The sequence below is a fragment of the Akkermansia massiliensis genome, from assembly GCF_018847375.1.
Lineage (GTDB): Bacteria > Verrucomicrobiota > Verrucomicrobiia > Verrucomicrobiales > Akkermansiaceae > Akkermansia > Akkermansia massiliensis.
This window is the reverse complement of sequence record NZ_CP072036.1, coordinates 2,224,931-2,242,377: the sequence shown is the minus strand read 5'-3', so window position 1 is coordinate 2,242,377 and position 17,447 is coordinate 2,224,931. Positions and strand designations below refer to the sequence as shown.

Genomic DNA, 17,447 nt, shown 5'->3' with positions numbered 1-17,447 from the left:
GGGTCAGGTGCTGGATTGCTTACTTGTACTTGTTGATGGAAGGGTCCTGATAGCGCTCGGAATCCTTCTTTCCTTCCTCCCCCCCGGAAGGCTTCAAGGTCCATTTGCAGGAATCCGTGTACGTTTTCCCGCCCACGGAGGCCGTGGCCGTGATGGTGTTGACACCGGGCTTGAGAGTCACTTCAGGCCAGACGGCGCGCTTCAATTCATCCGGCTTGACGCTTCCCACGGCCTTCCCGTTGACGGCCAGCTTCACCGCAGGGGCATTGCTGTAAACCTTCACGGGCACCGTCTTTTCCGTGCGCTCCGCAAACCTGCGGGACGTAATGTACACGGTCGGCTGGGGACTCCAGTTGGCCTTGTAGAAGAAATAGGCGTCCTTGGGCGTCTTGCGGTCATAGGTCACCAGCCCCTTGTCATTGATGCCGGGGCTTTCCCCCTCAAAGCGGGAGGCGGAACCGAAGTCAAACATGTTCCAGACAAAGGAGCCCCACACCTCCGGCCTCTCCCTGATGCACTTGTAATTGATCTCATGCGCCTGGGACTGCCATTCCTCCGGATGCCAGAACCCCGTGGGGGACGGCCTTTTGGCCGGATTCTCATGCATGCCCGTGCTGGCGCCATGGCCGTATTCGCTGACGGCGATTCCCATTTTGCCGCCGTAATCGCGGATGTAGCCGTTCAGGTTCCCCTTCATGGTTTCCGGGCCGCCCCCGTACCAGCCGGGATACGTATTGAACGCGATGTGGTCCGGAATATTGTTCAGCTTCTTGCGGCCCGCCTGGTTGCTGGCCGCCACTGTCATGCGGGAGGGGTCCGTCTCCTTCACGAACTTGTTCAGTTCCGTCAATTCAGCCTCCATGTCCACCCCTTTGGAGGAAGCCTCCGGCTGGTGGCCGATTTCATTGAAAATGCCCCACATGCAAATGGAGGGGTGGTTCCAGTGCTGGTAAATCATTTCCCGGGCCTGGAGGCGGTTGTTCTCCCGGAACTCCGGCGTATCACGCACCAGGTTGACGTTGGGCACCTCGGACCAGACGACCAGCCCCGTCTTGTCGCACAGGTCGTAAACATTACTGGAGGCTGGATAGTGGCCCGTTCTCAAGCCGTCCGCTCCCATGTCTGCAATCAGCCGGATGTCCCGCGCCTCATCTTCCGGAGAAAGCGCCCAGCCCTTCCCCTTCATGTCCTGGTGGCGGCTGACGCCCTTGACCTGCATGGGCTTCCCGTTCAGGACAAAGCCCTTCCCGGGATCGACGGAAACGGTCCGGAGGCCCAGAGGCTGCACTATTTCGTCCGTCTGGCCGTCCGCCGTCCTGATGGAAGTCTTCACCTGGTAGAGGTAGGGATTCCTGACTCCGTTCCAGAGCACGGGCTTGGCGATCGCCAGCGTTACGGGAACCTCCAGGTTCTTCTTTTCCCCGGCGGCGGCTTTCACCGTCTTTCCGGCCACCTTCCTGCCCTTCATGTCCAGGATTTCCACGGCTACATCCACGTCCCGCGCCTTCCCGTCCGAGTTCAGCAGGGTCTTCACTTCCACCTCCGCTTTGGACTTATCCAGGGACTTCGTCGTAATGAAGACGCCGGGGGAGGCGTAAAAGAGGGGGTCAATGCACACGCCGTCCGTTTCAATCAGCTCAATGGGCCGGTACAGGCCGCCGAACATGGAAAAATCCCCGCGCTGGGGCGCTATATGTTCCCGCTGCGTATTGTCCACCAGAACGGAAACCGTGTTGGCGCCTTGTTTCAGGAGGGGAGTGATTTCATAACAGAAAGCGGTAAACGCCCCCTCATGCCTGCCGGCAGGCTTCCCGTTGACGGAAACCTCGGAAACGATGCTGGCGCCTCCGCCGCGGATGAAATACCTCTTGCCCGGCCTGGGGGCCACCGGAAGAGTGCGGGAATAAACGGCGGAGCCGCGCCGGTAGGCGTCGCTGTTGACGGACTTGGCGTCTCCGCGCTGCCCCTTCACGCCGTCCGCGGCATCCTCCGCATTCCAGGTATGGGGAACCGCCACCTTCCCGGAAGAGCCTCCGTTGAAGCTGTAATCCCAGGAGCCGTTCAGGGAATGGACCTCACGGGCATCAGCCGCCAGAAAGGAGCCCAGGGCGCAGCACAGCCCGGCACACGATACGTTGAAAGAGTGAATTCTGATGTTCATGGTACAGCGGAATAATTTATCTCATACGTTCAGGCATGTAAAATACTTTCATCCTGCGGGGGAGTTCTCCCCTTCTTCTAACAAGAATTTATTGGCGTCAAATGGATAGTGTTCAATTTAACATTCATGAACATAACCATGCTTTCTAACATTTTCGGTTCCTGCACTACCAGAAACTTTGATTTTCCGATCGGATCAAAGAAAACATAAGTAACAACATATCCTTTACGGTTACGCGTTTTCCGATGGAAAGCATAAGTTTTCTTTACTATAAGGATGGCCTTTTTCATTAAAACCGTGTTTGTACAAACACGAGGAATGAGTATGAGAAAAGCACCGAATACAAATAAGTTGAAATACGTTGGAGCCGCGCTTCTGGAAGGGGAATCAGTCACCCTGATCCAGGCTGCAAGGCTGGTATTGGAAATCAAGGAGGCCCTGGGAGATGAAATCTGCACCATCACCCGGTGCAGGGAAGTCGTCTCCCTGGGACTGAACGCCATCAAGAACAAACACCATACCGTCAGCTTCGGTACGGCGGCCGTGGAATGCCTGCGTTCCAAAAGCCATCGCCGTCCCCGGACGCTGACGGACATCAGGAGCATCATCCACAAGCTCAAGAAGAGCAACCCGGAACTGGAGCACACGCCCCTCCGGAACCTGAGCGTGGAGGAATGCCAGAGCATCCTGATGAACACCTTCACCACGTCCCGTCAGAGGCACAAGGCGAGGCTCATCCTGAGCGGCATCTTCTCCTTCTCCGTCAAGCGCGGATGGTGTGATGAAAACCCCATCCTCCGCGTGGATACGCCCTTCCTGCGGGAGCAGGAAATTCCCGCCCTGACGCTGAAAGAAGTGACCCAGCTTCTCAAGGCGTGCATGGATGAATTTGACGGAAGCTGCGTGGCTGGAGCGGCCCTGATGATCTTTGCGGGCATCCGTCCGCAGGAAGTGGAACGCCTGCTCTGGGAAAACATCGCCATCCGCGACGGCTGCGTGATCCTGAACTCCAAGCATACCAAGACCGGAGGCGCCAGACACGTCACCATCCTGCCCGTGCTTGCCAAATGGCTCAAATTCTGCCGTGACAAAAGCAAGCCCGGACCCGGCACGCCCATTTGCCCGAAGGGCTGGACGATCAAGTGGCGCAAAATCCGCAAAAAAGCCGGCTGGGGCGGAAGAAAGAAATCATGGGTGCCTGACTGCCTGCGGCATACCTATGCCAGCTATCACGCCAAGCACTTCAAGGACTACAACCTGCTGCAAATGGAAATGGGCCACCGCTCCTCCTCCCTGCTCCGCACGCGGTACCTGAACATGAAAGGCATTTCCCCGCAAACGGCCACGCGCTTCTGGGGGCTGACGCCGGCCAAGGTCATTGCGGAGACGGAACCGCCGGAAGAACCGCCGGCGGCCTGATGGGCAAAGAGAAAAACGCTTTGGAACGGAAGGCCCTTTTCCCTGCCGGGGCATGGAAAAAAGGCCGTTTCCTACAGCTCGTAATAGGTATATCCGTTCAGGCCGGAACGGAACACTTCCAGAGCCCTCCGGCGTTCTGACGGAGATATTTTCCCGTCGGCTACGGCCTGTTCCGCAAACGTGCGGAACTTGTTGATCAGCTCCTTGGGGTCATATTCCACGTAGGAAAGGACGTCAGCCACCGTATCGCCCTCCACTTCATGGGTGTAAACGGGGCGGCCGCCTTCCAGGTGCACGCCCACCACGTTCGTATCCCCCAGCAGGTTGTGCAGGTCTCCCAGGGTCTCCTGATAGGCCCCCACCAGGAACACGCCTATGTAATAATCGTCCTCTCCGGGCTTGATGGCATGGAGGGGGAGAGCGGTAGCCACGTCCTCACGGTCGATGAAATGGTCTATCTTCCCGTCGCAGTCACAGGTGATGTCCGCCAGCACGGCCTTGTTCGTGGGCCGTTCGTTCAAACGGTGCAGAGGCATCACGGGGAAAAGCTGGCGGATGGCCCAGGAATCCGGCAGGGACTGGAACAGGGAGAAATTGCCGTAATAAAAGTCCACCATGGAGCAGGAAAGCTCCCGGAGGTCTTCCGGAATGGTTTCCATCTCCGCCAGCATGCGGGAAATGCGGCTCAGGATGTGCCAGTAATAGGCCTCTCCCAGCCCGCGCTGGCGCAGGGTGGCGTTCCCGTAAAAAAACTGGGCGCGCAGCTGGTCCCGGTAATAGCAGGCGTCATTGTAGCACTCCTGCATGTTCTTCCTGGCCAGGGTCCGGTCCGTATCCGCAAAAGCCTTCAACAGCTCCGGCGCATCCTCCGGCAGCTCGGGCGGCGGTTCCTCGCCCGGCGCGCTCGTCACGTCCAGCACGTTGAACACCAGCACGGAATAATAGGCCACTACGGCACGCCCGGACTCCGTCACCAGCGTGGGATGGGGCACCTCGTACTTGGTGCACATATCCCCCACCACCTCCACCACGTCACGGGCGAACTCCGCAATGGAATAGTTGCAGGAGGAATGGAAATTCGTCTTGGACCCGTCGTAATCCACGGCCAGGCCGCCGCCCATGTCCAGCGTGCCCAGCGGCGCGCCCTCCTTCACCAGGTCCACGTAAATGCGGGCGGCCTCCGTCAGCCCCTCGCGCACCACGGAAATATTCGGAATCTGGGAACCCTGGTGGTAATGGAGCAGCTTCAAGCAATCCAGCGCATCCACCTGCTTCAGCTTATCCACCACGTCCACCACCTGGGCCGCGTTCAGGCCGAAGACGGACTTGTCCCCCGCGGACTCCTGCCACAGGCCGGACCCCTTGGCCGCCAGCTTGATGCGCACGCCCAGATTGGGGCGGATGTCCATCCTCCGGGCGCGTTCCAGAATCACGTCCAGCTCGGAAGGCATTTCCAGCACAATGAAAATATTCAGCCCCATCTTCTGGGCCGTCAGCGCCAGGTCAATGAATTCGTCATCCTTGTACCCGTTGCAGATCAGGTAGGCATTCGGATTGTGCATGTGGGCCATGGCGGCAATCAGCTCCGGCTTGGAACCGGCCTCCAGACCGTAATCATACTTGGTGCCGAACTCCGCGATCTCCTCCACCACCTGCCGCTGCTGGTTCACCTTGATGGGGTAGACACCCTGGTACTTGCCCTGGTAATCCGCTTCCTTGATCGCCTTCCGGAAGCTGTCGTTCAGCTCCGCAATGCGGCTGCGCAGCAGGTCCCGGAAACGGAACAGCACGGGAACGGTGGTGCCGCGCTCCTTCAGGCCTTCCAGCAGGTCGCACAGGCTGATATCCTTTTTCCCGCCGTCCTCGTCGTTCAGGCGTACGGTCACTTCCCCTTTCTTGTTGATCCGGAAATAACCGTTCCCCCAGTCGTCAATGCCGTACAAATCTGCGGAATCATGATGACTCCAACCCCGGACTTTCTGTTTGATGCCTTCTTTAGCTGCTGCCATGTCAATCTGTCTGGTCAAATGTTCTAGCCCAGGCGGGCTTCAAAATCTTCATAAGTAAAGCGGCGCACCGTCTCCACGGAGCCGTCCTTCCTCTGGACGGCGATGTCCGGGTGGCGCACGCCGTTGAAAAACGTGGTCTTCACCATCGTATAATGCGCCATATCGTCAAACACGAGTTCGTCGCCTGCCGCCAGGGGCTCCGCAAAGGAATAATCCCCTATCCGGTCTCCCGCCAGACACGTGGGCGCGCCCAGGCGGTACGTATGGGAGCCCTCCCCGGCGTTCCCCGCCAGCGCGTAGCTCTCCCCGGCCATCTGCACGGCGGGCTGCCGCGCGGAACGGAGGGAGGCGTCCCGGACAATCTGGAATACGTCCGGGCGGTAGGGCATTTCCAGCGTATCCGGCATGTGGGCGGACGCGGAAACATCCAGAACGGCGTGCTCCACCCCTTCCGAGGAAAAAATATCCAGCACCCTGCACCTCAGCACGCCGGTATGGATGGCTGCGGCCTCTCCCGGCTCCAGCCAGACCTCCACCCCGTAGCGCTCGCGAATGCGGCGGACGAGCTCCGCCAGCAGCTTCCGGTCATAGCCGGGCTTGGTAATCCAATGGCCCCCGCCCATGTTCAGCCACGTCATCTCCGGGCGGGACAGGATGTGGCCGAAGTGCCGTTCCACCGCGCCCAGCGTAGCCGCCAGGTCATCCGCCCCCTGTTCGCACAGGGTATGGAAATGAAGGCCGGAAATGCCGGTCAAATCCGCCCCCTGCATCACGTCCGGCGTGACGCCCAGGCGGGAGCCGGGCGCGCAGGGGTCATACAGGGGCGTGTGGCCGGTGGAAAACCGGGGATTGACGCGCAAGCCGCACTTCAGCTCCCCGGAAAGAAAGCGGGGATGCCGCATCACCTCCTCCCGGAAGCGGCTCCACTGCGTCAGGCTGTTAAAATCAAGGTGGTCGGAAATCTCCGCCAGCTCCGCTATTTCTTCTGGAGCATAGCCGGGAGAATAGGTCAGCACATGCTTCCCGAACCTGCGCCGGGCCAGCCGCGCCTCCCACAGGCCGGACGCGCAGCAGCCGTCCAGCCAGGGGGACAGGGCATCAAAGCAGGGCCAGCAGGAAAAACCTTTCAGAGCCAGCACGATACGGCACCCGGCGGCATCCGCCACATCCCTCAGGATAAGGGCGTTGCGTTCCAGGGCAGACTCGCTGATGACGAAGGCGGACATAAAGCAACGACAACCTAAGCGATTCAGAACGATTTGCGAGAAAAATTTGAGTAATCTACCATCATACCCTCAAGGCGGCACGCATGAAAGGCTTCCGCCGCGCCTGCGCGGTTCCCCTCATCAAACGGAAACGTCAAAAAACGCCACAAATCGGCACTTCCTGCATTCTTTTCCTTGAAATGGGATGTGTTTTCCTCTTTTATAACGTAACCATTGCGATTGCCATGACTAACATTCATCCCTTCACCACTGCAGCAGCCTGCATCCTGACCGCCGGAGCAGCGCTCTTCACCAGCTCCTGCCAACCTACCTCTCCCGAGAGCTACGCCCGTCAATTCGCTACTGCCCAGCACGTTTCCGTACACGGGTACAACGGCCGTGAAACGCTGACCACCAGGGTTTACGCCGACTGGGGCGGCATGCCGGCCAATGCGCGCCGCGCCATGGAGGAATACATCAAGGGAGCCGAATGGAAAACGATGGACTACATCCGTCCGCAGTACTTCATCCAGGTGGACCGCTCCTACTGGGCGATCTGCATTGACAATGACGGCAACCTGGTGGGCATCATTCCCTTCCGCAATGGCAGGGACGCCCGCAAGATGTCCGTCAACAACCACTTCAAGATGCTGGTCAACACGACGGACCGCGCTCCCGCCCTGGGCTATGCCATCCTGAAAAACCTGGCTTATGCGGACGGCCTCCGCGTCAGCACACGCAAGGCTGACGGCCTGGAAACGCCCGTTCCGGCGCCCCCCGCCGTGAAGGTGGTCGTTCCTCCCAAGGAAACCGCTCCGGCTGCCGCCCCCGCCGCCAAGCCTGCCGCAGCTCCTGCTGCCGAACCCGGCACGACGGAGGAAACTCCTGCGGAAGACGCTACCGGAACGGAAGAAACTCCCGCTGCGGATAACGCGACTGAAGGCGGCGACGCCACGGCGACGGATGACGCCGCTTCCGACGACTTTTAAGATGCCTCCCCTTCCGGGGATGCCATCGCCTTAATTTCCACCACGCTCCGCCGGCACGTACGGCGGGGCGTTTTTTATCCCCGTTCCTCCGGAACAAAAGCAAGTTTGCCGTTATTTTCACCTTCTCCCCATCCTGAAAAAAGAGAACGGAAAAATTGCGTTTTTAAGCGGGACCGTATTTCCGGGAAGGGGAAACTTCCTCCGCTGAATATCGGAAAAGCTACCGCAGGAAAGGCAGGGAGGCTCCCTGCCCGGATGGGGGCAGAATGGCCGTGCCGGGGAATACGCCGTTTTCCCGTGTTTTCCCATGGACAGCCTGCGGAGGAATGGCTTGCCTGAAAAGCCCGGAGGATTTCACGGGAACCGCATGGAGCGCCGCAAGCCTTTGCGGCAGATGAAAAGAAACTGAGCGCCAGCGAACGGATATTGAAAAAAGTCCGTTAATCAAAACAGCGTACGCCCTCCGGCCGCCTGTTCATGCGGAAGCCGCAGAAATTGGCGGCGCTTACCGCAGGTCTTTTCAGAACAGGAACGCGGCGCGGAGAAAAGCGCCTGTGAACAGCCCGTTTCATGGAGAAACTGCCCTTCCGGCAAAGGCGGTCACAAGCTGGATGCCCTGCCGGAAGCAGGGCATTCCCATTCACCCGCCTTCACCAGAGGCACATCTGCCGGCCCTGATGGAAAAGAAACCGGAAACTGCTGCGGAATCTCAATTCCCGCCCTTCTTCACCTGGTCGGGCCACGGAACGGAGCTTCCTTCCGGCGCGCCCAGCTCATTACCCTTCTTGTAGGTGGGCATCTGCGCCTTCCGCTCGCGGAGCAGCTTGCCCATCAGGCCGGCCATTTCCTTCAACTTCCGCGGCTCCCTGGCAGCCAGGTTTTCCTTTTCACCGATATCCTTCTTCAAATTGTACAGCTCAAAGCTCTGGTTCCCGTGACGGTAAATCAGCTTCCAGTCCCCGTGGCGCAGGGCGGTGGAAGCGCCGTACTGAGGAGCCTGACGATTGTTTTCCCCCCAGTTGTTGGGCTGGTGGAACAGCAGGGGACGGTCCGCAGGGAACCGGCCTCCCTTGAGCAGCGGGACCAGGCTCAGGCCGTCCAGCTTCTGCGGAACCTTGGCGTTCCGGCATCCCGCTATATCCAGAAGGGTCGGGAAAAAGTCGTCAATCACCACCGGAACAGCGCACCTGGAACCGCCCTTCGTCACGCCGGGCCAGGAAACGATCATGGGCTCCCGGATGCCGCCCTCCATGCACGATCCCTTGCCGAAGGAAAGGGGATAATTGGCGTCCTCATTGCCCAGCCTGCCGGAAATGGCCAGGCCGCCGTTGTCCGACATGAACACCAGCACCGTGTTCTTGTCCATGTCATGCTCCTTGAGGTACTTCATGATATCCCCCAGGCTCTTGTCCATCCCCTCGATCAACCCGGAATAATGCTTCTCCACCGGAGACCACTTGTGCCCGTCCTCCGGATTCTTGTAGGAATCCGCAAACCTCTTGTCGTAGGCGCGTTCATCCAGCGGGGAGTGCAGGGCGTACTGGGCCATGTACAGGTAAAAGGGCTTGCCGGCCTCCTTCGGATTGGTCCTGATGGCTTCCAGCCTCTTGAGGGCCTCAAGAGTCAGCGCCTCCGTCAAAAATACGTCGTCCTGGTAATAATTATTCTCATCCAGCCCGCGCACATGGTTGAACCCTTTTCCGTAATGCTTGGAACCGCGGTAATCTGCCGGGTGACCGATTTCCGTACCCGCAATATTATAGTCAAATCCCATATTCAACGGGTTGGATCCCGGCGTTCCCTGGGTGCCGAAATGGGCCTTCCCGCAGTGCACGGTGACGTAGCCGCACTTCTTCAGCATCTCCGGCAGCGTGGCCGCCGTGACGAAGGGGCGCGTCATGTTGTAATGCATGTCTTCCCCGGAAATGGGGCGTTTCGTCGTCCCCCGGGCGGGAATCCCAACCGGCTGGAGGCCGTTGAGGGCCCAGTCCGGCGGCTGGAGATTTTTGTTGTTGCGGTCCGTCGTTCCGTTCTGCTCCCTCACCCAGCAGGTCACGCGGTGCCGCGCCGGATTCATGCCGGACATCAGGCTCACGCGGGAAGGCGTGCAGAGGGGATGGGCGTACGCATCCGTAAACGTCATGCCCTGCGCGGCCAGCTTCTCCATGTTGGGCGTGCGGTAGCGCTCGTTCAGGAACGTCTTCTTCGGGTTGCCCCGGTCGTCGGACCAGAACGGGTGGGACGTATCCTGCCAGCCCATGTCATCCACCAGGAAAACGATGATATTGGGCTTCTTTCCGGAAACGGGGTGGGAAGTATTGCTCTGGGCGGACGCCCCGGCAAGCAGGGAAAACGCGCCGCAGGCGGCGGACAGGAGACAGGCGGAGAACTTCATGGTCGCAACATATTTAATATAATCGTCAAAATCCTTTCAACCTAAAAATACGCACAAGCAACCTCTGGTCTTTCCTCTTTTTTCCGGAAAAAGGCATCATCCTCCGGGAAGCGGCGGAAACGCTTTTGCGCCACCGGGTTTAGGCTTGATTGGCCAGCGGGCGGAGTATACATTCCTCCCCATCATGTCCGAGCGCAAGAAACCATATCCCTTTGACGTTTTTGAACCCAAATGGCAGCAGATCTGGGACGAAAGGAAAACCTTTAAAGTAAGCAATCCCGGAGAAGAGGGCTTTGACGCGTCCAAACCCAAATACTACGTGCTGGACATGTTCCCCTACCCCAGCGGCGCGGGCCTGCACGTGGGCCATCCGGAAGGGTATACCGCCACGGACATCGTAGCGCGCTTCAAGCGCATGAACGGCTTCAACGTCCTTCACCCCATGGGGTGGGACTCCTTCGGCCTTCCCGCGGAGCAATACGCCATCAAGACCGGGCAGCACCCCTCCGTCACCACCTTCCAAAACATTGACAACTTCCGCCGCCAGCTCAAGATGCTGGGCTTCTCCTATGACTGGGACCGGGAAATAGCCACGACGGACCATGAATACGTGCGCTGGACCCAGTGGATATTCCTCCAGCTCTACAACTCCTACTACAACAGGGAACTGAAAAAGGCGCGCCCCGTCTCCGAACTGGAGGAACAGGGGCTGAGCCGCGAGGAAATCGACCAGCGCCGCCTGGCCTACGTGGCGGAAGCGGCCGTCAACTGGTCCCCGGACCTGGGCACCGTCCTGGCCAACGAGGAAGTGGAGGAATGGAAATCCAAGGGCCACCGGGTGGAACGCCGCCCCCTGCGCCAGTGGATGCTGCGCATCACGGACTACGCGGAGCGCCTCATTGACGAACTGGAGCCGCTGGACTGGCCGGAATCCATCAAACTGCTCCAGCGCAACTGGATAGGCAAATCTGAAGGGGCGGAAGTGGACTTCACCCTGAACGGGGAAACCATCACCGTTTACACCACCAGGCCGGACACCCTCTTTGGAGCCACCTACATGGTCCTCTCCCCGGAACACCCGCTGGTGGACACCATCACCACGCCGGAACAGAAAGACGCCGTGGAACAGTACCGCGCCCAGTGCGCCTCCAAGAGCGACCTGGAACGCACGGACCTCTCCAAGGAAAAAACGGGCGTCTTCACCGGAGCCTATGCCGTCAACCCCGCCAACGGGGAACAGGTCCCCGTCTGGATTGCGGACTATGTGCTGATGGGTTACGGCACGGGAGCCATCATGGCCGTTCCGGCCCATGACGAACGCGACTTCGCCTTCGCCCAGGTATTCGGCCTCCCCATTCTCCAGGTGGTCCAGCCGCCCAGTGAAGACATTGACTGGCGCGGCTTCTGCGGTTATGAAGGCGCCAGCGTGAACTCCGGCTTCCTGACGGGGCTGCCCACTCCGGAAGCCAAGGAAAAAATGATCCTCTGGCTGGAGGAAAACGGCAAGGGCCGCCGCAAGGTAAACTACAAGCTCCGTGACTGGCTCTTCTCCCGCCAGCGCTACTGGGGGGAACCCTTCCCCATCGTCTGGGAAGACGGCCGCCACCGCGCCCTGCCGGAAAGCGAACTCCCCGTGCTCCAGCCCGATCTGGACGACTTCGCCCCCACGGGCGACCCCCGCGGCCCGCTGGTCAGGGCCACGGAATGGATTGCGTACACTCCCACGGCCCACCGTGAAACGAACACCATGCCCCAGTGGGCCGGCTCCTGCTGGTACTACCTGCGCTACCTGGATCCGGAAAACACGGAACGCTTCGTCAGCCGTGAGGCGGAACAATACTGGATGGGCTCCACCGGCAACCCCGGAGGCGTGGACCTGTACGTGGGCGGCACGGAACACGCCGTGCTCCACCTGCTCTATGCCCGCTTCTGGCACAAGGTTCTCTTTGACCTGGGCTACCTCACCACCAGCGAGCCCTTCCAGAAGCTCGTCAACCAGGGCCTCATCCTGGGGGAAGACGGCCAGAAAATGTCCAAGTCCCGCGGCAACGTCGTCAATCCGGACGACATCGTCCGCGAATACGGAGCGGACTCCCTGCGCCTGTATGAAATGTTCATGGGGCCCCTCAAGGACGTGAAGCCCTGGGCCACCAAGGGGGTGGAAGGCATCTCCCGCTTCCTGGCCCGCGTCTGGCGCGTGGCCTTCCGGGAAAACCAGGAAGGCGAATGGGAAATCAACCCCAAGCTGGCGGCGGACGCTCCAGAAGCCGCCGTGCTCCCCGTGCGCAAGGAACTGCACAAAACCATCAGGAAAGTGACGGAAGACATCAATGACATGTCCTTCAACACCGCCATCGCCAAAATGATGGAATGCACCAACGCCATGACCTCCGCGGAGGTGGTGGACGTACAGGACTATGACGCCTTCCTGACGCTGCTGAACCCCTTTGCCCCCCATCTCACGGAAGAAATTCACAGCCGCCTGCAAGCGAAATTCCCCGCCCTGGCGGAAACGCAGCTCTGCCAGAAAAACTGGCCTGTCTGGGAGGAAGCCCTGCTGGTGGAAAACACCGTTCCCATGGTCATCCAGGTGAACGGCAGGCTGCGGGACAAGCTGGAAGTGCCCAGGGACATCTCCCGGGAAGAACTGGAAAAGCTGGCCCTGGCCTCCGCCAAGGTAAAAATCTTCCTGGACGGCGTCACCGTGCGCAAGGTAATTGTCGTGCCCGGCCGCCTGGTCAACATCGTAGCCAACTGACACCCCGGAAAGACTCTGCCATCATGACCATGATCGCCCCGTCCCTGCTGGCCGCCGACTTCTCCCGCATCGGGGAGGAAGCGCGCCGTGCCTTTGACTCCGGAGCCGACTGGCTGCACCTGGACATCATGGACGGCCACTTTGTGGACAACATCTCCTTCGGCCCGGAAATCTGCGCCGCCGTCAGAAAAGCGGTGGGGCCGGACCGTTTCCTGGATGCCCACCTGATGATTGAACGGCCGGACCACTACTTTGACCGCTTTGTCAAAGCGGGCGTCAACCTCATCTGCTTCCATGTAGAGCTGGGGGACCCCCACTACATCCGCGACACCCTCAGGCGCATCCGGAAAGCCGGAGTGAAAAACGGTCTGGCCGTCAACCCGGCCACGCCCTTTGACGCCGTAGTTCCCTACCTGGAGGAAATAGACCTGCTGCTGGTCATGTCCGTGGTGCCGGGCTTCGGCGGACAATCCTTCATGCCCTCCGTGCTGGACAAGGTGGAAAAAGCCGCCGAATGGCGCACGGAGCACCAGGCCCCTTTCCTGATTCAAATGGACGGAGGAATCGGCAAAGACAATGCCGCGCAGTGCGCCCTGGCCGGGGCGGACGTGCTGGTGGCGGGCTCCTCCACCTTCAAGGCTCCGGACATGGCCCGCGCCATTGCGGAAATGAAGTAACCTGCGAACGGTCCTTACCCAGCCCGTTATTCCGGAAAATCAAAAAATCCGGCATTCCCGGGAGGAGTGCCGGACTCTTTCATTAATGGCTCCGTTAATCAGAACCTGCGGCGGCGCATCAGCAGGGCGGCCAGCCCCAGCAGGCCGAGGGAGGCGGAAGCCGGTTCCGGCACGGCGGCCAGCGTCACTTCCGCCCTCAACGCCGGTCCCCATACGGAACCCTCCGTACTGGTAAAGCCCGCATTCTTATACACATCCCCGATGTCCACGCCGTCGGCTTCCTTGCCAAGCCTCAACCTGGCGGAGGAAAAGCTCACGTCATCCCAACTCGTGGCATCTGAAATCTGCGTCGTCGTAAAAGCCACGTAATAAGTTACGCCGCTATCAAGCTGCAAATTATTGAACACGGCCTTCTCCCAGGAGGCCGCTCCGTCTCCGGCGCCATCTCCGGCCATGTCAATGGTGGTCGTGGACTGCCCCACGAACGTCGTTCCGTCCTTGGTGGCGGCGGAGGAAAAAATCGTCACGTACAGCCCGTCGGTGGCATCCGTCCTGTTCGTCGCCTTGGCAATATCCAGTGATTGCAGGAACACCGTGGAATTCGGTGAAATCCCTTCCCCGGAGGAAAGAAGCATGTGGTCCAGGTCAAAGGAAAAACCGTAATAGGCTCCGTATCCCCCGGAAGTCAGGGTGGAAGGATCGTCTTTGGTCGTCGTGCTCAACACAGTAGCCGCCTGTGCCGTTGCCAGGCTGGCCAGAACACCAAGAATACATAGGCACTTCATAAATTTATTCTTATTAATGGGTGAAATACGGAATGGAACCCGTTGCCCAAGGAAATAGCGGATTATGAATCCGTTAAAGATTCTACAATCCGGAAAAGCTGTCCTTCTCCACACCCCGGCTTGGCTGGAAAAAACTCCAAATGGACATTCCATCAACATTTCCCACATTCACTTTTTACGGCCGCATATCGTCTGGTAGTCCAGGACCTCCCGGCTCTGATGGATGTCCTCACCGGAATGCAGTGACGGCTATTAAAAAAAACTTCCGCTATGCTCCAGAAAGAGTTTCAACAACGAAAAGCAGGAACTCTGCCGCTTTCAGGCGCCAGTGCCGCAAAGCCACACTCCATCAACACTTCCACCGTCCCCTTTCACAGCCGCATATCTCCCGGGAGCCAGGGCCTCCCGCCCTGATGGAGGCCGCCGCTGAAGAGCGTAAAGACGGTTATTAACCATTACTGGAACGAAAAGAAAGCCCATTACATCAGGAATACCCTCTGACAATTCCCATGATATGGACAAGCTCAAATTCCCCAAAACCTTTTTCTTTCAATTTTGTAAGCTTGACTCCGGATTCATAATCCGGAGACATCATGGCCGCACCCCTTCCCGGACCGCAGCTACTCCGCAGAGACGCCCATCATATCTCCCTGACGGGCAAACAACTCCATGCCTTCCGCCGTCTTTTCCAGCAGGTCGGGAGCCAGGCGTATTCTGCCCGGTTCAAAAAAGCACATCACCGTGGAGCCTCCAAAGGCAAAATACCCCTTCTCCCCCCCTCTTGCGGCGGGAACGTCCGGAACATACGTCTCCTCAATCAGCCCCACCCCGGTGGCGCCCACCTCCAGCATGGCGACCTCTCCCCACAACTCCGACCGGATCAGGGTCAAATTCCTTTTATTAGTCCATAGCCACGCCAGCCGGCGGCGCAGGCAGTACGGAGACACGCTCGCCAGCGGACCGCCCAGCCTCGTCCACGGGCCGGGCACCCCGGACACCGGAAAATGAAAACGGTGGTAATCCGTGGGGCACAGGCGCGACAAAACGACGGCGCCTTCCGCATACCGTCCGGCCAGCGCTTCACTCCCCATAAGGGCGGGCAGGTCAAAACTCTGCCCCTTCACGAAAACGCTCTTGATTCGGTCAGCGCGTTCCCAGCCCATGTGCCGGGCATCCGCGGGAAAAACGGCCGTATCCTCCCCACCGGCCAGAGGGCGAGCTCCCGGTTTCAGGCGGCGGTAGAAAAAATCGTTGAAATGCTTGAACTCTCCCATCCCCTTGAGGGAATCCTCCATATTGATGCCGTACTCCTCCACAAAGGAGTGGATGGAACGCGCGCTGGAAGGACGGTTCTTCAGCCACCCCAGCAGACGGGAAAAAACGCCGCGCTTGATCAGGACATGCAGTGCAGCCCGGCCTGTGGAAGTGCCGTAAATCCATTGCAGGTACTTCTCTCCCAGCACCTGTTCCCGTTCTTCCCTGCCCGTGTAGCGGTTGTAATAGCGTATGCCCTCCATGAAACGCCTAGAGTGTCGCCCGCTTCCCCATTTGTCCAGCCGAAAGAGGCTCGCCGCCTCCTATTTCCCCTGTGCGCGCTCCGGATCCTCCTCCGTACCGGAATCCTTTCCTTCCGCCGCGCGGTCATACCATTCCCGTGCAAGATTCAAATCCTGCGGAACTCCATTGCCGTGTTCATAACAGGCGGCCAGCAGGTACTGGGCGTCCCTCTCGTCCGCCTCCGCAGCCTTACGCAGCCAGTACATGAACAAATCCTCATTCTTCTCCACCAGGCCGCCTTCCCGGTACTCCAGGGCCAGGTCAAACATGGCCTCCGGCTTGCCCTGCTCCGCTGCAAGCTGCAGCCAGTGGAGGGCCTGCGTATCGCTCTTCTCCGCGCCCAGGCCTTCATGAAAACAATCATACAGGTCAAAGGCGGCATCCGCATCTCCCGCATCCGCCTTCTGCTTCAACCCGGGCAACGCCCTGTGAAACCACTCCTCCGCCCGGTCCGGGTCCTTCTCCACGCCGTCCCCCTCCTGGTAAATGCGCCCCAGACGGAACTGGGCGGAGGGATTCCCGGCTTCCGCCTGCCGGACGATCTTACGTTTCCACTCCTCCAGAAACTTCTTCATCCTGCCGCTTCTCCATTTCAGCGCCACCAGAAAAACGACCGCTACCAGCACCATCAGCAAAATAGGCGTCCATTCCAAAAAATCATTCAACCAGTCTATATGCATCTTATCTTTATATTGGATTGCTCCGGCTTCATCCATCACAAACTGTGAACGCGGAAAAAAATCCCATGCCGCAGGAAATACACCGCTTGCCTGCTTCCCTTTTCCGGACAGGCTGTCCGGAAACCATAATAAACCATCCGGAAAGTTGTTCATCCGGCGTCCTCCCCAACATAAAAACCCTCCTCAAAAGAATATTCAATAAATAACCATTTAAAACCATTTATCAAAATAATCACCTCCCTTACCATGCAGACATCATTAAAAACAACTGCACTATTCATTCTACGCACCCCGTGAGGGTGCGACTGACATGGACAAGCCGCTTTGTCTTGGCTCCCGGGTTTCAATCCACGCACCCGTGAGGGTGCGACCAACGGACGGAAGGGAGGCCGGAAACCAAGCTCGGTTTCAATCCACGCACCCGTGAGGGTGCGACAATCCGCTCCTATGCTAAATTGGCCTTGTTCCCGTTTCAATCCACGCACCCGTGAGGGTGCGACCAAACTTCCATATTCTTTGCCTTACATAAAGTTAGTTTCAATCCACGCACCCGTGAGGGTGCGACGGCCTGGAGGATACGGGTTGAGCATCAAGGGCGCAGCAAGGGGTTTGCGCCAACCTGATGCGGAAGCCGGATACGGTCAGGCCCGATAAGAGGTGATTCTTTTGTCAATATCCATTTCCCAATCACTTGCAGCAAGCGCCGGTCTCCCGGGAATTTTCTGTGAGCTTGGGGTTGGCGCAAGGCGGCATCAGACGCGGCGTTATTCCGTAATATTCCATCTTCGCCGCGTCCGGTCCGGCTTGCATTC

Annotated in this window: 11 protein-coding genes; 4 read left to right on the top strand and 7 right to left on the bottom strand. The window is 59.0% G+C overall.

Annotation, left to right across the window (positions count from 1 at the left end):
- Positions 1 to 19 precede the first annotated feature (19 nt).
- A complete protein-coding gene (locus tag J5W70_RS09335) occupies positions 20 to 2,161 on the bottom strand; it encodes a glycoside hydrolase family 2 protein (RefSeq protein WP_022396721.1) in 2,142 nt (713 codons plus the stop codon).
- A gap of 351 nt (positions 2,162 to 2,512) precedes the next feature.
- On the opposite strand from J5W70_RS09335, the gene J5W70_RS09330 reads away from it, so the two are divergent.
- On the top strand, positions 2,513 to 3,580 hold the full coding sequence (locus tag J5W70_RS09330) for a tyrosine-type recombinase/integrase (protein ID WP_180970937.1): 1,068 nt from the start codon (positions 2,513 to 2,515) through the stop codon (positions 3,578 to 3,580).
- A gap of 71 nt (positions 3,581 to 3,651) precedes the next feature.
- Here the strand turns inward: J5W70_RS09330 and speA are convergent, their stop codons facing one another.
- Both speA and nspC read right to left on the bottom strand, forming a co-directional pair.
- The gene (gene speA, locus J5W70_RS09325) at positions 3,652 to 5,589 is read right to left on the bottom strand and encodes a biosynthetic arginine decarboxylase (protein WP_022396718.1); all 1,938 of its coding nucleotides are present in this window, start codon (positions 5,587 to 5,589) and stop codon (positions 3,652 to 3,654) included.
- A 23-nt stretch (positions 5,590 to 5,612) separates the two neighbouring features.
- Positions 5,613 to 6,815: a carboxynorspermidine decarboxylase gene (nspC, locus tag J5W70_RS09320; protein ID WP_022396717.1), complete on the bottom strand. Its 1,203-nt coding sequence runs from the start codon at positions 6,813 to 6,815 to the stop codon at positions 5,613 to 5,615.
- A 224-nt stretch (positions 6,816 to 7,039) separates the two neighbouring features.
- Here nspC and J5W70_RS09315 point away from each other — a divergent pair, with 224 nt between their 5' ends.
- The gene (locus J5W70_RS09315) at positions 7,040 to 7,783 is read left to right on the top strand and encodes a hypothetical protein (RefSeq protein ID WP_146017735.1); all 744 of its coding nucleotides are present in this window, start codon (positions 7,040 to 7,042) and stop codon (positions 7,781 to 7,783) included.
- A 709-nt stretch (positions 7,784 to 8,492) separates the two neighbouring features.
- Here the strand turns inward: J5W70_RS09315 and J5W70_RS09310 are convergent.
- The gene (locus J5W70_RS09310) at positions 8,493 to 10,178 is read right to left on the bottom strand and encodes a sulfatase (protein ID WP_022396715.1); all 1,686 of its coding nucleotides are present in this window, start codon (positions 10,176 to 10,178) and stop codon (positions 8,493 to 8,495) included.
- A gap of 184 nt (positions 10,179 to 10,362) precedes the next feature.
- Between J5W70_RS09310 and leuS the strand changes: the two genes are divergently transcribed.
- Together leuS and rpe are read left to right on the top strand one after the other, a co-directional pair.
- Entirely contained in the window at positions 10,363 to 12,936 is a 2,574-nt protein-coding gene (gene leuS, locus J5W70_RS09305) for a leucine--tRNA ligase (protein ID WP_022396714.1), read from the top strand.
- A gap of 23 nt (positions 12,937 to 12,959) precedes the next feature.
- Entirely contained in the window at positions 12,960 to 13,613 is a 654-nt protein-coding gene (gene rpe / locus J5W70_RS09300) for a ribulose-phosphate 3-epimerase (RefSeq protein WP_022396713.1), read from the top strand.
- Between the two features lie 98 nt (positions 13,614 to 13,711).
- Here rpe and J5W70_RS09295 read toward each other — a convergent pair whose 3' ends face one another.
- The 3 genes from J5W70_RS09295 to J5W70_RS09285 all read right to left on the bottom strand — a co-directional run bounded on the left by J5W70_RS09295 (position 13,712) and on the right by J5W70_RS09285 (position 16,635).
- The gene (locus J5W70_RS09295; RefSeq protein WP_022396712.1) at positions 13,712 to 14,398 is read right to left on the bottom strand and encodes a PEP-CTERM sorting domain-containing protein; all 687 of its coding nucleotides are present in this window, start codon (positions 14,396 to 14,398) and stop codon (positions 13,712 to 13,714) included.
- A 620-nt stretch (positions 14,399 to 15,018) separates the two neighbouring features.
- Positions 15,019 to 15,915: a phosphatidylserine decarboxylase gene (locus tag J5W70_RS09290; protein ID WP_022396711.1), complete on the bottom strand. Its 897-nt coding sequence runs from the start codon at positions 15,913 to 15,915 to the stop codon at positions 15,019 to 15,021.
- Positions 15,916 to 15,975: 60 nt separating this feature from the next.
- The gene (locus J5W70_RS09285; protein WP_180971502.1) at positions 15,976 to 16,635 is read right to left on the bottom strand and encodes a tetratricopeptide repeat protein; all 660 of its coding nucleotides are present in this window, start codon (positions 16,633 to 16,635) and stop codon (positions 15,976 to 15,978) included.
- Between the last annotated feature and the right edge of the window lie 812 nt (positions 16,636 to 17,447).

Bases quoted from the DNA above. Each gene is read 5' to 3' on its own strand.
- rpe (WP_022396713.1), top strand. From the start codon at position 12,960: ATGACCATGATCGCCCCGTCCCTGCTGGCCGCCGACTTCTCCCGCATC.
- J5W70_RS09285 (WP_180971502.1), bottom strand. From the start codon at position 16,635: ATGCATATAGACTGGTTGAATGATTTTTTGGAATGGACGCCTATTTTG.
- J5W70_RS09335 (WP_022396721.1), bottom strand. From the start codon at position 2,161: ATGAACATCAGAATTCACTCTTTCAACGTATCGTGTGCCGGGCTGTGC.
- J5W70_RS09295 (WP_022396712.1), bottom strand. From the start codon at position 14,398: ATGAAGTGCCTATGTATTCTTGGTGTTCTGGCCAGCCTGGCAACGGCA.
- speA (WP_022396718.1), bottom strand. From the start codon at position 5,589: ATGGCAGCAGCTAAAGAAGGCATCAAACAGAAAGTCCGGGGTTGGAGT.
- leuS (WP_022396714.1), top strand. From the start codon at position 10,363: ATGTCCGAGCGCAAGAAACCATATCCCTTTGACGTTTTTGAACCCAAA.
- J5W70_RS09315 (WP_146017735.1), top strand. From the start codon at position 7,040: ATGACTAACATTCATCCCTTCACCACTGCAGCAGCCTGCATCCTGACC.
- J5W70_RS09290 (WP_022396711.1), bottom strand. From the start codon at position 15,915: ATGGAGGGCATACGCTATTACAACCGCTACACGGGCAGGGAAGAACGG.
- J5W70_RS09310 (WP_022396715.1), bottom strand. From the start codon at position 10,178: ATGAAGTTCTCCGCCTGTCTCCTGTCCGCCGCCTGCGGCGCGTTTTCC.
- nspC (WP_022396717.1), bottom strand. From the start codon at position 6,815: ATGTCCGCCTTCGTCATCAGCGAGTCTGCCCTGGAACGCAACGCCCTT.